Genomic DNA, 14,476 nt, shown 5'->3' with positions numbered 1-14,476 from the left:
AATAAACCAGCTGTCGCTGGTAACCTTTGCGTCGGAAAACCTGGTAAGGTTTCAAAGCGGAAATACTGGTAAACTTTTCTCGGAATATCCAGCAAATCACAAAGAAACTTATAAATTGGAAGATTGCTTGCACTTTGAAAGTTGTGAGCAGTTGTTAGCCTTGGAATAATTTGTCTGTTATGTTTTTTACTTCTGAGCAGTACTTTTCCATCATTTATACTGATCATAATATCATCAATAGGAATCTGAAATTCCTCATTGATTCCAGATTTACCCAAATAAGGAATCTCGTATTGTCTTAGACGTGGGCGTAATAATACATTCCCCAATCTATCTTCCGGTAGGTGAACGATTTCAGCGTAAATGGCCTCTTGATTTAATGCTTCTTCACTTGTGACTATTTCTGAGCATAAGCCCTTTAGTTCATTACTACTAGCGGTAAATCGACCGATTAAATTTGCCGCAGATGGCCCCCCAACTCCTAAAAGGCTAAATAAAATTGGGACATCATGATTTTCAACAATATTAAAGAGACTTCCCATTAAGTACATGCTGTCAGGAAAAACGTGTAGTTTGTTATTATCTTCGAAATTTGTTAATTCTTCGTCCAAAATTTCAATAATTGTTCTTTTACCTAAAATATAATCCTCGTACTTTTTAAGCGAGAATTCTTTAATGAAATCAAATTCATTTAAGTGATTCGACGATACACTCGGAGACGGAGTCAGCTTATCAATCCATTCAGATGGGTTTCCTGTATTATCATCTATGCCAGCATAACCGATGCCAGTATCAGAATCAAGTGCCTGAACAAGGGATACCTCGCTTCTTTCATAAATTAAATCAAATCGTTTCTTAAACTCTTCAATACTGGAGTTTTTATTTTTTCTAGCAAAGCATGATAACTTCTTAATTTGTTGAAATATGGTCTCAATCAAATCCTTATTGATTTTCCTACATTCGGTATTGAGAAACAGATCGACCTGTAGTGAGTTTTTTATTGGCTTGTCAAAGATTGTTGATAGGTAACTTTCAATTTCATTATAATGGTCAACACCGAATTTTTCACTTTTAAAAAAGGCTACAAGCGTTGAAATGTGATTTTGTATATCCGATATCCCTTTGAACCTCTTAACTTGCTCCAGTAAATTTGTTAGGGGATCTTCTCCTGTAATAGTAACCTCTAACTCAGATATCAAAACTTGAGAAGAAATGATTTCGCTTGCGAAACTTTTTGCATCGTCATCGGTAACCTTTTCCTCTTTAATCAGGATACCGCAAATGTCTTCAAAAGAGATTCCCTCTTTTGCCTCCTCCAATATTCTTTCAATGTAAGTCGTTTTTTTAATAGAAACTAGTCCATATTTTCTTCGTCCGTTAATAAAAACATATTCAGCGTATCTAAATTCACCCCCTTGTTCATATAAACTATTATTCAAAAAAAATAGAAGCTGACTTTTAATTTTTTCTTGGCTTTCGATCCACTTTATTAGCATTATAAGTGTATTCATATCCAATCTAACAGAACGTTTGTGATGGCTCCGCTCTCCTAGTACTAAACTTGAATCTCCTTCAGTTATGTCAGCTAAAAAAACCCCTGCAAATGTCCCGTAAGGAGTACATCGAGAGATACTTCTGAGCCAGTACTTATGTAACGTGTTTTCTAGTTTGCTATCTTTAGGTTTGGAGAATTTAGTATGTTTCATTATTTCCTCCAAATAACTAGGAGAGGCTAAAAAAAGCCCCTCTTCAAAAGTATCAGGAAGGTTTGTAAGTTCTGGATTTTTGCTATCTAAACTAAATGTCGGTGTTCTAATCAGAACTTTATTAAAATGTATCATGTAATTCAATTTAACATTAAAGAGTAGTCCCAATGATGTTTTCCTGTTAGATAACTTAAATAAGCCAAGCCAACACCCGCTGTTCCATCTAGAATTGCATAGCTTTTCTCATAACCATCAGACGGTAGGTACCTATCGTAAAAACAAGAATCACCTGAGAATTTAGTGTATCCAATCGTCTTTTCTAACCAAAAAAGACTTGCCTGTTCAAAAACTGTTTCATTAGTTAGCTTCCATATTCTATTGTAAATGTGAAATAAACCTGCGCTTCCGTGGCAAAGTCCAGCATCAAGGATAGAGGCTTCGTAAGAAGTTTGCAAACAGTGCTTCCTTAAGATATTTAATGAGAATTTTTGGAGCTTTTGATCCTTAAAGCTATCGCCAGCTTGGTAAAGAATTATACCAATTCCAAGATCTCCATAACACCAGCTAGGCCTTCCTGAGACCTGAGATTCACTCCCTTTTACAATTACATTTGGAAAAAAGCTAAATGACGTGTCAGAATTTACATTTAGCATCAAATAACGGATTATTTTCTGGGATAAGTCGAGTGATTGCACTTGGCAAACATTCTTATTATAACATTCTATAGAAAATTTCAAAACACTGGTGATTCCATGAGCCAGTCCCAGATTAACTTTACCATTATCTAGTTCAAAATCATCAAAATCAAAATGAGGTATCATTCCCAATTCCTCATCTATCAAACTGTTTAAACCTTGGAATACTACAGAAAAAAAAGTATGATCAATTTGATTTTCCGCATACAAAATGAAGAAAGCTATTCCTAACCCGCCATGAAGAAAGTCGTAGTTACCACTCCCTATAAAAGCTAAGCATTCCCGTTTGTAAATGTTAAAATTATGTGAAATCAAATCATACACTTCATCATCTAACACTCCAGACTTTAAAAGGTATGATAAAAGCCATAACACGCCAGAACTTCCATTACAAAAACCAGTAAGAACAGAATTCTGTAAATTTTCCAAGAGATATTCTAAATCAACTAAAAAATTTTCAGACTGCTCTAACTCCCCAATAAAATCTAGATAATGGTATTTAAATAAAAGCTTGCCTGCCTCCCCGCCTAGCAGGCCAAAATTTGAATTACGCTCGTCATCTAGCCCGTTATAAATCTTCTCAAGTATTTGAATTATTTGATGATTATCCTTCAGTATATCAGTCATAGACTATAGATTAAGGGCAAGAATTTTAAAAATTCTTGCCCTTAATAAGTTAAAAGATAGAATTTAACAGCAGGTTGCAGCGCCTCTTTGAGTGTAGATACCACCAGCAATACACGCAAAATCTAGAGTATGCGAACTTGCACACTGAGATGTTCCACTACCACCGCCGCCAACGCAGTCGCCAGGACTACATGGGGTACCTATGCTTGTTCCTGAAGGTGTATTGGTTGAACAAGCAACTGAATCATTACAAACTGTAAAGCCAGAAGCTACTGGTGTATTACCCCCTAAGAAAGATTGTAAATCTTCCTTGGTTAAATTCGCTACAGTTTTTTTCCCTAAGTCTAATTTTTTTGCGTTTAATTTGAGTTTTTTCATTTTGAAGAGATTTAATAAGTATATATTGTTTTGTAGTAATAGGCTTTTTTTTGCTTACATTAATCTGATATAATTTAGACCACGAAGTACAAATACAGCCACAATATAAATACTTCTTTTAAATCAACCAAATTTTTAGTTTAAAAAAAAGCAATCATCCCATTCTGTGTCGGAATTTATGTAAGAAAGCAAAGCGAGTCCAACTCCGGCGGAGCCAAATATGAGAGAATAGTCATCAATATTTGAGGTTTCTTTTATAGTCAATCTACTTTTAATCTGATTAAATTCCTTTAATGTTTTTTTTACACAAAAAGTACTTGCTTCCTTAAAGCTAAATCTTCCTGTCAATAACCACATTTTATTGAAAATATGTAGAATTCCAGCCCTTCCATGGCATAGCCCTATGTCATTAATCTCATTATTGTTAGCAATATTAATGGCGTGCTTTTCCAGGATTTCTACAGCGAAAGACATGAGTTCCGTATCTTTAAAACATTTACCTACCTGATACAGAATAAAGGAGATTCCCAAGTCCCCATAACACCAACTAAGCCTGCTATTGATTTCTTCACTTTTAGCTCGCGTATTTATCATTTTTGGAAAATAAGAAACACTATGGTTCTGATTTACGTTTTTCCTTAAATAGAGAACGAGTTCCTTGCAAAGTGATGCAGATTCATTTTTGCATACCCCTCTTCGCTGACATTCAATACAAAACTTTATGATTCCTGTTATCCCATGAGCTAATCCCAAATTAACTCTAGTTAAATCCTGACTCAAAATACTAAAATCAAAATGATGAACCAATCCATTGTTTTCTAAAAGATTCGTGCGGATGCGCTGAAATAAATCCACGAAAAAACTCTCATTATTAGATAGGTTTGTAGAGTTTAGTATAGCATAAGCAACACCAATAGCTCCATGGAGAAATCCATAATTCCCCATTTGGGCAAGGCGCATACACTCCATTTGGAGTTCATCATTTTTAAATCTAATGATCAAATTATCTTTTTTTTCTAGAATATTATTAAAGGTAAGATAGGAAAACAGCCAGTTTATCCCAGATCGGCCTGTACAGTGGCCAGGATAGGTGATAAAATTTAGGGATTCAGTTAACCTACCAAAAGAGTCTGAAAATTTTTGGTCTTCATTTATATTATGATAATTCAAGTAGTTACACATAAATAAAATATGCCCGGCTTTTCCGTTCATCAGCGAGTTGTCGGAAAATGAAGGTGTATCCAATGTGTCAAAAATAAATCTTAAAATGTGCTTTATTTCGGATGTTAACTGATTTTCCATTGTACTGAATTATCTAATGTTTGAAGGTTCAAAATTCTTTAGTGACTAGATCTTCAATTTGTTATTTTTTTTATGGCAAAATCTAGAACTTCGTCATTACCTTTGATGATTCCGTTAATGGTGGGACTAACCTCATAATCAATTTTAATCCCTTTTTGCTGTGTTCCAATAAGATTTGGATAATAAATACCAGTTCCCGAGATATAGGTATCTATCCGACCTGGGAGAGAGATTTTTGATATGTCCCCATCTGCGCCTGCTGTCTGACTCCCTACAACATAAGCATTTTTTGCAGATCTTAATGCCATAACCGTAAATTCAGCTTGACTTTGAGTTTCTGAATTCACTAAAAAAAATAGTTTACCCATATAATTTTTTGAAGAAAAATCACCATTTGAAAAATAGTTTGAGTATACTATTTTACCTGGCAGATTAATATCAATTTTTGATGCCCTTGCAAAAGGCGAAACATCTGCTTTTACCCATGCTCCGTAGGTATATGGCATAAAAATAGCTGGAGCTGTTCTAAAATCGAAAATTATCCCTTTTGTATCTTTCATTAATTTAATGACATTTTGCAGATCATTGTTTTTCAAATTATTAACATTGATCAAACCGATATTCTTATTGATAAGTCTATACCCTTGTACCACTGCATTTCTACTAAAATATTTACGAAGATAAACCTCTAAATCCTTGATTTTAAAACATCTAACCCTTGTTTTAAATGATTTTTTTTCTCGCTTAAAATTTAAAGAAGCGAAACCCTCATGAGATCTGGACAAAAAGCCGTCTACCGACGCTAAATTTCTTTCCTTTACGGAGATATTAGAGCCTGGGGTTAAAGGAATATATTTGTGATATAATTCATCAATGGAAATACCGTTTATATGAGTTATAATATCTCCTCTTTTTAATGGCGTTTTATTGACCTTCACATCCTCATAGCTTGATATCACAACTAATTTTTTCTCAATGAATTTCATTTCGATTGGCATGAAATTTGTCCCTTTTATCGAATCTAATAATTCATTAGGGTGGCCTATAATGGCGTGTGAATCGTTAAGGGTCGTAATTAGTTTAAGACAGCAAATAAGATACTCCTCTTTATTTCTTGCATTCAAAAATTCCGGAATGTATTTCGATAGTCTGCTGTTCCAGTCATTTATAAAAGGTCTATAAGGGTAAAAATATTGTATTTTATTCCAATAACTGAATAAGGACAGTAACCTCAATCCTGCATCGGGGTATAATTCTCTATTATACTTCAGTTCGTTTGTGAAAATCGGGTTCCCTATGCGATCGGCTTGTTTTATATAATAACTTTCTGAGGAGATCTGATAATTTTCACGAATATTTTCCAATTTTAGAGCAAGCGATTTTGGCAAGTTATGTTTAGAAAAAATATAACCGTAGTCAGGCTTAGCTTGATCATCTTTGCTATTGGTTTTATTGCTTTTACTTTTTATCGGTATTGGCCCTAAGCCATCTATCCACCTTTCGACGACAGCATATCTTGAATCATCGGATTTTAGTCTCGAAACTTTCGGGATCAATCTAAATAATGCTGCGTCCCAGTTATATTTCCCCTTTATTATGGCTGGATGATAGTACTTTAAAAATCCCCAGATCATCCCCAAATTTGCATAAAAATGGACGTCATTCTGGTTGATCTTTAAATTCTCTATACCTGATTTATCGCGAAATTCGTTATCAAAATCGGCATCAAAATGGACATTGTTTTTATTGTCCAGAATGTTAATGTCATCAACAAATAAATTTAAATTATCCGCCCAGAGCTTACCCTTGCCAGCTATTTGGGCTCCTACTAAAATCTTTTTTGCTCCTTGGGGCACAGGAAAACTAATTTTATAATCTTTCCATTTCTTGCCTATGATTTTTTCACTAATGATTGGTTTTTCAAACATTTCATCCCCAAGTTCATCCTCAAAATTGATTAAAAGACTCGCATATCCTCCTATAACATCCTCCTTAAGGGTACCCTTAAATAGGACTCGTCGCGAATTCTCTGGGATCCTAATAAACTGCTTTAGTATAATGTTATTATTATCTGCTCCACTTACTAACAAGGCAGAATATCGCCCCTTCAAACTCGATGAATCGTGCGTCACAAAGCCATTTATCTCAGTCTCTAAGCTATTTTCGACCTCCCAATTTGAAAATGTATTTTTGTTTTTTAATGTTTCAAAGTCAAAATTATAATTTGGTTTCTCTTTCTTAACAAAATCACATCCGCAAGATAAAATAACTATGAATAAAAGAAGTTTATAAAGTCTCATCTCTAAATTTATATACAGATTCAAAAATAGCCTTTAGTTTTTAATAAAAATAATTCCCGCTATTATGAGTATGAGATCAAATTTGTTCATAAGTTTTTCTGTCTCAAATAAATTAAGTATGCGCCATGCCAACAAATGGAGGTGTACGTAGACTAATTTACTTGCGCCAAATTTATCTGATTACAAATCACCCTTCGTTTACCCCCGCCTCTCCCAACAATTTTTTCTACACTATAAAAATTTTCTAAAAAATTCTGTGAGTTCAATCTCTTGCTTTAAAAAATATGTACCGCATAGTGCACCACTTGATTTTAAAAAAATTAAAACAACGATTGTATAATCATGATAATCTATTTATAAAGATGGTTCTTTTCAAATTTATGATGATTTAAATGCAGAAAAAAGTTTAATTCAATAAAAGTAATTTTTTCTTCAACTTTAAGTTCTAGTTTCGATATTGTTTATTGTAAATTGGGACACATAGTAACATTAACTTGCCTCATACCAAATGAATAAAGCTAATGTGACCTAAATAATTGAACGCACTATAGATTGACATAAACGATAATTATGAGTATTAATTATTTCAGGCCTCGTGACTGTTTTGATTTTGCGGCAGACACATTAGATGTTGGTAACCCAATTACCTGGAAGCGTTCGCATTTCCTAAAACATTTTTTCAAGAGGATTTTTGCAATACATGAAACCCGCCTAAATGAATTTTACCATCACCATCTGAATTATTATTTGGCGAACAACGCTGATGTTAATGAAGAGCTTTTCTTTAAACACCTTTGGGAGATTATCGAGCGGCAATTGAAAGTGTTAATGGGTAGAGATATCTATGGACAAAACCACGCCAGGACGCAGAGGGAAATTGAACACTTAAGAAAATTTACAATCCTCTTGATCTCGTTGGATCAATGGAATGTACACAAGTCTAATGACTCGGTGATTGCTAAACAGGAGTCTGAGATCCTCGCCCTAAAGAAACAAATAGTAAAGTTAAAGTCAGATTTACAAATAGCGACCAATCTCGAAACTAAACAATATATAAATATTCCCAAGGGCGGTCTTCTTAGCTTTCTTGATCTGTGTATCCAGATGCAGGATATCAAACTTCCTACCGGGAGGGAAATAGTTTTTACAGAGTTTCAAATTGTGTGGGTCAAACTTATATGCAGATATTTCCGGGAGGAAAATGAAGAAATCGACTTTAACCGTGTACGACGATATTTCCCAAAGGACAGACGAAATCCCGGCAGCCGTTCATCCGCCATACCTTTAGATCAACATCTATTTGAGATCAAAGGAGTAAAAAAAAGAAATTGAGAATCTTAACTCAAATAGTCAATATCAGAATGCATTAATTGGTGTAAACTAATATTGGGTAATTTTACTCCAATAAATTTTAGTCTGATACCTCACCAAATTACCATGCAGATCTGCGTGGTAATGGAAAAACATTCTATCTTCATTTCTTTGTTCCAGAAAGACTGCTAAAGCATCATGCAGTTTTCAAATTCAATTAAGGAGGAATAAAATGAATGTAGAACTTATCACAAAAGAGGATCTAAAAAACTTAAAAGCAGAAATACTAAATGAGATCAGGGAGCTTATTAGACCGGGGCAAACTGAACACAGGCAGTGGCTAAAAAGTGTTGATGTGCGAAAGCTGCTCAACATTTCACCAGGTACCCTGCAGAACCTTCGAGTAAACGGAACACTGAGGTATACTAAGATTGGCGGAATGATATATTATAAGATGGAGGATATAACCAAGCTGCTTGAGGGAAATCAATGATTGATGAAGAAACCAAAAGAAACGAAGGTTTCAGCATTTCCAGGATTGCACAATTGGAATCGGACAGCAGATTGCTATCAACCCACATCAGTATCCTCACCGCAATATTTATATGCTGGCAGCATAACGCTTTCCGAGAGCCATTTTCAGTTACAAGGAGAAAACTGATGGCTCTCTCAAAGGTAGCCTCGATTGCCACCTATCATAAATGCATGCGGGAACTGATTGCTTTTGGATATATCACCTATCAGCCATCTTTCCACCCGCAGAAAGGAAGCCTGGTCGGGTGGTCAGAACCAAAATAAAGTTTCTAAATTGATTTGTGAGATATATAGACATCAACCTATTCAAATATCTACATATCTCCGGGATAGTGTTGAATCTAAACTTTGAGGGGATTTTGGATCATGCAGAAAGGTCCTTTTTCATTTTCAGTCAAAGGAGCAAGCGGAAGTTGGGCAGAGCCCTACTTTGCTTGCCGTGTGCTACGCAAACGGGTTTAAAAGAACCCTCCAGGGGTTCTTTGCCTTTATTGAATGATCATGAGGCTTAAAAAAGGGATTCCATTAGGAGTCCAAAATAACAGGATATAAAGCTAAACAGATATACGGATATGCAGCAAAGTTTGAGAACGGTAAAATACTCGGTGCAGGATGATGCCAAATTTGAAAAGATAGCGCTTAAACTCGGGAGGTCGAAACGGCAGGTATTCTCTCAGATGATTGATTACTTCTACCGTAGCAAAAAGGATCCGCTCGATTTTAATGACGAGCTTTTAAAAAACACAATACTGAAAGGCCAAAAGGAATATATAGGATTTATCAAAACACAGGAAAAAGAGCTGCTCATACCGATAAAAAGGGATGCGGTAAGAATGATCGAAACGCTGAAAAAGATCGTGGACTGTTTTAATGGCCAGGTACTGAAACATAATGATGAGGTTATCGGAAACCAGTTGGCACAGGCGAAAAACCTGTCCGCCCTGAATATGTCAGTGGAAAGAATAGAAATTAAAATGGAAACCAAGCAGAAGTTGAAGGAAAGGTTTCTTTTTCTCCTGAACAATTACATTAAAGAAAGGGACTCTTTTAACATGATGACGTCTTCGAAGGAAAAAGAGGAACTCGCAAAACTGACACGTAAACAGATAGAACTTCTTTAAAATGTTTATTAATATCACAGATAGTGCAACGGCAAAAAATAAGGCCAGCAGCGGAGAGCTTGTTAATTATCTTGAGAAAGAAAATAGGCTCCTTAACAAGAATGAACCGGAAAACTGGTTTAACCATACCGCAGCCAACATAGAACCTTATGAGGTGAGGCGCTCTATAGACAACAATATTGCAAAACTCTGCAAGACTGATGCAAAGTTTTTTTTGATCAACATTAGCCCAAGCCAAAAGGAACTGAAACACCTTACGGATGTGTTTGGGGCATCTGGGGTAAAAGACCAGATGAAGTTCTTTGCCGAAAAGATAATGGACGAATATGCTAAAAACTTCAAACGGGACGGGATTAGTTCGGCGAAAGACCTTTTATGGTTTGGAAAAATAGAAAACAACCGCTATTACACTTATAAGGACAAAGAAGTTGTTAATGGTGATAAAAAACGTGGCGAGATTAAAGGCGGCAACCAGATGCACATACAGATAATTGTTAGCCGTAAGGATATAAATAACAAGCTAAAGCTTAGCCCGATGAACACTTCCAGGGGGAAAAACCTGGAACACTCGAAGAAGTTGGGCCAGTTTAACCGTCTAGGTTTTAAGCAGTCAGGTGAAACGCTCTTCGATCAACTGTTTGGCTTTGACAGGAAGTTAAATGAAACACTTGCCTTTGCCAATATCCAACAAAACGGAAATATTGCGCAGAGAGAGCAGCTGGATCTATTAGAATTTGGGAATGCACAAAACAACAATGCCAATTCGTTTACTAACAGACTGGCAGGGGATGTATCGTTGGGACTATTCAATAGCACAAATGATTTGCTACAGACAGTGGGAAAAACGGTTTCGGGTTTTATAGAAATCATGATGGAACCTGTTTATCCCTCTTCTCTCGGGCCAGGTTCAGTTGACCAGGCTGAAAAGAAGAGAAAGAAAAAACGCAAAGGGCAAAATCAGGGAATTAGTAGGTAACCGGACTACTATGGACAATAGATTTCCCCCCCCGCGCATCTGCGGCCTGCAAAAACCCTTGACACTTAGCCCGCCGCTGGTTTTTGCTTTTGCATTTACGGAAAAAACTTGAGGAACAGCAGCATCTCTTATATATTAGAATTGGGATGATATTTCAACATCCCGGCCGGGGTCATCCCTGCCCTACCCTATGGTTTTCAAAAAGCTCCCAATTTTTATATACGTAATCGTAAAGCTTAACTTTTTCTCTACGGTTTTATTCCATCTGTTCTAACATGAAATCCGCCATTGCATACCTTGTAATTAGGCCCATGAGTACATAGCTGTCTCACTCTACGGTTCTGCAAAAAACCTCTCTTTTTTTTATCGTAGTCTATATAATTATTTGTACCACATTATAGCTGAGCTTTCATTTATAACTAAGCGCATCATTACCAAATATACTCTAATATTTTGCTACTAACTGATAGGTAAACAGCCTGATATCAATATCGCTCTCGGTTTCTCACACGAAGCCCGCCATTGCATGCCTAGGTATTAGGCCCGTGAGTACATAGCAGTCTCACCCTACGGTTTTGCAAAAAACCTCTTTTTAATTCTATTGTCAACTATGAGCGTTCTTTTGCATTATCATAGCTGAACTTTCCTCTATAACTGACCGGGCGTTAATAGATTTATCTCGATATTTCTACAATTATCCCTCTCGATCTGGAGACCGTTTGCCATCAAAATCATTCATCATTTCTGACATGAGAGTCGCCTTTGCAATGCCCTATCTGTGGGCTTGTGAGCACTTAGAGTCCCACCCTACGGTTATGCAAACAACCTCTTCATTATCTATTCGGTGATGACCTGTATGCCTGCCAATGCTGCCTTGTAGCTAATCTTTTCCTTAAGGCTGTAATAGCTCCAATTGTGCAGCAAATAATGGTCTTCCTTTGCGAGTTCCTCTTTCTCTTCCTGGTTGAGGAGCAGAAGCGTTGCAGCGCCGTGCTTAATGCAGAAATCGATCAGCATTCGGCTATAAACATGAAGCTTCTGCTCTACGTAGCGTTTTTCCATGTGCCTATAATCTTGCACGCTTTTTATTTTCTTTTTTTTGCCGTGACCGCCACTGTTGAAGGGTACTGCCCTTTTAACCCTGTTTACTGCGGCCTGTATAGCCAGCCTGCGGTGGAGGAACTCTTCCCTATTGCCGATTACACGTTCATGTTGCCCGATCTTTACCGTTACCGGATGTTCGATGGAAAGAGAAGCTTCGGCAATGACCGCAGGGTCAAGGGAATGATGTTCTTTTTCTATCGGTACGGATGCGAGCAGAAATATTTTCCCTTTATCAAGTTGTATTTGGCTTGCACGAAGTTTTAATGTGCCGTTGATCATCCGCTCAAATATCTTCTTTTTGCCCGACCTGTCCTTTCCAAGGTATGTCTTAAACGGGATCTGGAAAAGCTTAAAGGTGAAATCACGGTTGTCGGCCGTCCTAGACAAACGGCAGATGATCTCTGCGCCAAAGGGCAGCGGTATGTTACGCTGGTAATTGCGCAGGGATTTTTCACCTCTCCAGTAGGCATCCTTTTCCTGATTAAAATAGGCAATCAGCGTATTATTGAGGTTGCTCAGTATGTTTGTTGGTATCTGCCCCTTGAAATGGTCGGAAAGCAATCGGTATGTAGTATTTTGCCGCGAGGATTTTAATATGCCGTTTTCCTCTTTTTTTGCATCGGCAATCTTTAGTTTGATCTCTTCGGTCAGGTAGAAAAAGTCCTTCACCTGTTCCTGTATAAACTGGTGGCTCATGATCATATTGGCCGCCCGGTAGCAGATCGTCTGCCAACCGTAAAGCTGTCCGAGCGTCTGCTTTACCATTTCCTTATCAACGGAATCGATCCGAAGCTGTATCTTTCGGGTTATGATCATCATGTTCTTTTCCATATTATTTGGCCCTGTTTTTTTTGATCCTGAGCGAAGCTGCGGCGAATGACCGCTGTATATGGCCTTGGTCAAGGTTTAATGCTTCTGCGATTTCGCTAAAGCTGTATTGAAGTTCATAGCGCATATTGAGGATTATGGATTCTTCTTCGCTCACCTCTCCCTCGAAACTGAATCTACTGGTATTCTCTAGTTTATTGAATTTTTCAGTATCGCTTATAAGCACTTTCAGACATTCAAGTGTGCACTCAACCTTTCTTGCCACCTGATAATCGGAAATACCACCGATATGCCAAGCAATACGTGGATAGTCAAAAGAATATTTGATGCAGAGGCGGATAAAAAGCTGTGGTCGGGGCTCAGGTTGGGCAGAATAGCCTCTACTCTCTCCCATTGTTTCTTTTCTTCTTCCCATTGCTCATGGTAATAAACGACATCAGTTTCCAAATCGTAATCCGGATTGTAACCACCAATAAAATCCTGATAATCTTCTATTCCATCCAGTCTAAGCATACTGCGCTGGAAATTGTTGGCATTGGTTTTATAATATGCCCTGCAACCATCAGCAGTAACCTTTCTCAGGAAGGTTTCGATGTGCTCGGGACAGCTAATATTTTTCCGGCATAACCAGAGCCTGAGGAAAGCTTCGCTTACGATGCAGTCCGCACTGATATCATCCTTGATGTACTTAAAGCCGTAGAAGTATACCCACGGGTATAACCGATTATAAAAGAATTCAAATCCTTTTTCATCACCTTCCTTGAATCTGTTGAAATATTTTTTCTGATCTGATACGGCTGAAACCCTAGTTGATTGCATGCTGGCCTTATTTAATGTTTATCAAATAAGCCTCAACTTAGGATTTACCAGATTAAATAGGGCTGGTAACTCACTTAGTACGCTGCAGCATGGTTCTGGTAAACCGCCAAACCTTACGGATTGGATCTCAACAACAGACATAAGCGAGCACCAGCCCTATTTTGTATAGGGTGGCATTGCTACACTTACGCTCGCTGAGATTAAATTTACCAGATTTAGCTGCGAGGCTCGTATGCAATCCTTCTAGTTCTCGGATTGCAAAAGTATAACTTTAATTTATTATCATTTTTTTCAAAACTAAAAATTAATAATGTAAAAGCAAAATTTAAAAATTTAAAAACATATTTTATTGACTTATAGCATTATTTGATGCGATTAAAACATAATTTTTCTAATCTTATATTTGTTTCACGACAGCTACAATGAGTAAAACAATCTATAATCGCATCAAATCGGTACTGGCCGAAAAGGGAAAGACAAATAAGGATTTGGCCGATGCTTTAAAGATAGCACCCGAAACTGTTTCCAGTTGGTGTACAAATTCAGCCCAACCCTCAATAAAAAGATTGTTTGAAATTGCTATATATCTAGATACTCAGGCTGGAGATTTGCTCATTTCAATCAAAAAATAGGCGAGCTATCGGTGACCTTTAACTCCATTCTGCCAACAGTGGGGATTTCGCTAAAAGTGTGCAGTTATTCTCATTTCAAACTGTAAACCCCGTTTTTTACCATCTAGTCTTAATGATATCCTAAAGACTGACCCAAAGATATC

14 protein-coding genes are annotated in these 14,476 nt (G+C 36.9%); 6 read left to right on the top strand and 8 right to left on the bottom strand.

Annotated elements, in window-relative coordinates; translation table 11 throughout:
* The 5 genes from ACIQXP_RS21940 to ACIQXP_RS21920 form a co-directional block, all read right to left on the bottom strand.
* Positions 1 to 1,841, bottom strand: a 1,841-nt coding sequence (locus tag ACIQXP_RS21940) for a lantibiotic dehydratase family protein (RefSeq protein ID WP_387507692.1), incomplete at its 3' end; no start/stop codon positions are given.
* Positions 1,842 to 1,846: 5 nt separating this feature from the next.
* Positions 1,847 to 3,028 carry a lanthionine synthetase LanC family protein gene (locus ACIQXP_RS21935; RefSeq protein WP_387507695.1) on the bottom strand — a complete coding sequence of 394 codons (1,182 nt, stop codon included), beginning with the start codon at positions 3,026 to 3,028 and terminating at the stop codon, positions 1,847 to 1,849.
* Between the two features lie 63 nt (positions 3,029 to 3,091).
* Positions 3,092 to 3,406, bottom strand: a complete 315-nt coding sequence (locus tag ACIQXP_RS21930) for a hypothetical protein (protein ID WP_387507697.1) — start codon at positions 3,404 to 3,406, stop codon at positions 3,092 to 3,094.
* 135 nt (positions 3,407 to 3,541) lie between these two features.
* The gene (locus tag ACIQXP_RS21925; RefSeq protein WP_387507700.1) at positions 3,542 to 4,708 is read right to left on the bottom strand and encodes a lanthionine synthetase LanC family protein; all 1,167 of its coding nucleotides are present in this window, start codon (positions 4,706 to 4,708) and stop codon (positions 3,542 to 3,544) included.
* 53 nt (positions 4,709 to 4,761) lie between these two features.
* Positions 4,762 to 7,008, bottom strand: coding sequence for a S41 family peptidase (locus ACIQXP_RS21920; protein ID WP_387507702.1), 2,247 nt, complete (start codon positions 7,006 to 7,008; stop codon positions 4,762 to 4,764).
* A 570-nt stretch (positions 7,009 to 7,578) separates the two neighbouring features.
* On the opposite strand from ACIQXP_RS21920, the gene ACIQXP_RS21915 reads away from it, so the two are divergent.
* The 5 genes from ACIQXP_RS21915 (at position 7,579) to ACIQXP_RS21895 (ending at position 10,950) form a co-directional block, all read left to right on the top strand.
* Positions 7,579 to 8,340, top strand: a complete 762-nt coding sequence (locus tag ACIQXP_RS21915) for a hypothetical protein (RefSeq protein ID WP_387507705.1) — start codon at positions 7,579 to 7,581, stop codon at positions 8,338 to 8,340.
* A gap of 211 nt (positions 8,341 to 8,551) precedes the next feature.
* Positions 8,552 to 8,812: a helix-turn-helix domain-containing protein gene (locus tag ACIQXP_RS21910; RefSeq protein ID WP_387507707.1), complete on the top strand. Its 261-nt coding sequence runs from the start codon at positions 8,552 to 8,554 to the stop codon at positions 8,810 to 8,812.
* Entirely contained in the window at positions 8,809 to 9,117 is a 309-nt protein-coding gene (locus ACIQXP_RS21905) for a hypothetical protein (protein WP_387507710.1), read from the top strand. The genes ACIQXP_RS21910 and ACIQXP_RS21905 overlap by 4 nt, the downstream gene beginning before the upstream one ends.
* Positions 9,118 to 9,425: 308 nt before the next feature.
* Positions 9,426 to 9,974: a BfmA/BtgA family mobilization protein gene (locus tag ACIQXP_RS21900; protein ID WP_387507712.1), complete on the top strand. Its 549-nt coding sequence runs from the start codon at positions 9,426 to 9,428 to the stop codon at positions 9,972 to 9,974.
* A gap of 1 nt (position 9,975) precedes the next feature.
* A complete protein-coding gene (locus tag ACIQXP_RS21895; RefSeq protein ID WP_387507715.1) occupies positions 9,976 to 10,950 on the top strand; it encodes a DUF5712 family protein in 975 nt (324 codons plus the stop codon).
* A gap of 837 nt (positions 10,951 to 11,787) precedes the next feature.
* Here the strand turns inward: ACIQXP_RS21895 and ACIQXP_RS21890 are convergent.
* Genes ACIQXP_RS21890 through ACIQXP_RS21880 form a run of 3 tightly spaced genes read right to left on the bottom strand, consistent with a single transcriptional unit; the run spans position 11,788 to position 13,701 of the window.
* A complete protein-coding gene (locus tag ACIQXP_RS21890) occupies positions 11,788 to 12,885 on the bottom strand; it encodes a hypothetical protein (protein ID WP_387507718.1) in 1,098 nt (365 codons plus the stop codon).
* A gap of 1 nt (position 12,886) precedes the next feature.
* Entirely contained in the window at positions 12,887 to 13,108 is a 222-nt protein-coding gene (locus ACIQXP_RS21885; protein WP_387507720.1) for a hypothetical protein, read from the bottom strand.
* Between the two features lie 2 nt (positions 13,109 to 13,110).
* Positions 13,111 to 13,701: an RNA polymerase sigma factor gene (locus tag ACIQXP_RS21880; RefSeq protein ID WP_387507722.1), complete on the bottom strand. Its 591-nt coding sequence runs from the start codon at positions 13,699 to 13,701 to the stop codon at positions 13,111 to 13,113.
* A gap of 422 nt (positions 13,702 to 14,123) precedes the next feature.
* Here ACIQXP_RS21880 and ACIQXP_RS21875 point away from each other — a divergent pair, with 422 nt between their 5' ends.
* Entirely contained in the window at positions 14,124 to 14,333 is a 210-nt protein-coding gene (locus ACIQXP_RS21875; RefSeq protein ID WP_387507725.1) for a helix-turn-helix transcriptional regulator, read from the top strand.
* The last annotated feature ends 143 nt before the right edge of the window (positions 14,334 to 14,476 follow it).

Origin of the sequence: Pedobacter suwonensis (assembly GCF_044762335.1) — a bacterium.
GTDB lineage: Bacteria > Bacteroidota > Bacteroidia > Sphingobacteriales > Sphingobacteriaceae > Pedobacter.
Note: the sequence above shows the minus strand (reverse complement) of the source record. Positions and strands in the feature narration are given on the sequence as shown.

What these genes read in the sequence shown, in the direction of transcription:
- ACIQXP_RS21900 (WP_387507712.1), top strand. Translation starts at nt 9,426, where the DNA reads ATGCAGCAAAGTTTGAGAACGGTAAAATACTCGGTGCAGGATGATGCC.
- ACIQXP_RS21880 (WP_387507722.1), bottom strand. Translation starts at nt 13,701, where the DNA reads ATGCAATCAACTAGGGTTTCAGCCGTATCAGATCAGAAAAAATATTTC.
- ACIQXP_RS21895 (WP_387507715.1), top strand. Translation starts at nt 9,976, where the DNA reads ATGTTTATTAATATCACAGATAGTGCAACGGCAAAAAATAAGGCCAGC.
- ACIQXP_RS21925 (WP_387507700.1), bottom strand. Translation starts at nt 4,708, where the DNA reads ATGGAAAATCAGTTAACATCCGAAATAAAGCACATTTTAAGATTTATT.
- ACIQXP_RS21920 (WP_387507702.1), bottom strand. Translation starts at nt 7,008, where the DNA reads ATGAGACTTTATAAACTTCTTTTATTCATAGTTATTTTATCTTGCGGA.
- ACIQXP_RS21930 (WP_387507697.1), bottom strand. Translation starts at nt 3,406, where the DNA reads ATGAAAAAACTCAAATTAAACGCAAAAAAATTAGACTTAGGGAAAAAA.
- ACIQXP_RS21915 (WP_387507705.1), top strand. Translation starts at nt 7,579, where the DNA reads ATGAGTATTAATTATTTCAGGCCTCGTGACTGTTTTGATTTTGCGGCA.
- ACIQXP_RS21910 (WP_387507707.1), top strand. Translation starts at nt 8,552, where the DNA reads ATGAATGTAGAACTTATCACAAAAGAGGATCTAAAAAACTTAAAAGCA.
- ACIQXP_RS21905 (WP_387507710.1), top strand. Translation starts at nt 8,809, where the DNA reads ATGATTGATGAAGAAACCAAAAGAAACGAAGGTTTCAGCATTTCCAGG.
- ACIQXP_RS21890 (WP_387507718.1), bottom strand. Translation starts at nt 12,885, where the DNA reads ATGGAAAAGAACATGATGATCATAACCCGAAAGATACAGCTTCGGATC.
- ACIQXP_RS21935 (WP_387507695.1), bottom strand. Translation starts at nt 3,028, where the DNA reads ATGACTGATATACTGAAGGATAATCATCAAATAATTCAAATACTTGAG.
- ACIQXP_RS21875 (WP_387507725.1), top strand. Translation starts at nt 14,124, where the DNA reads ATGAGTAAAACAATCTATAATCGCATCAAATCGGTACTGGCCGAAAAG.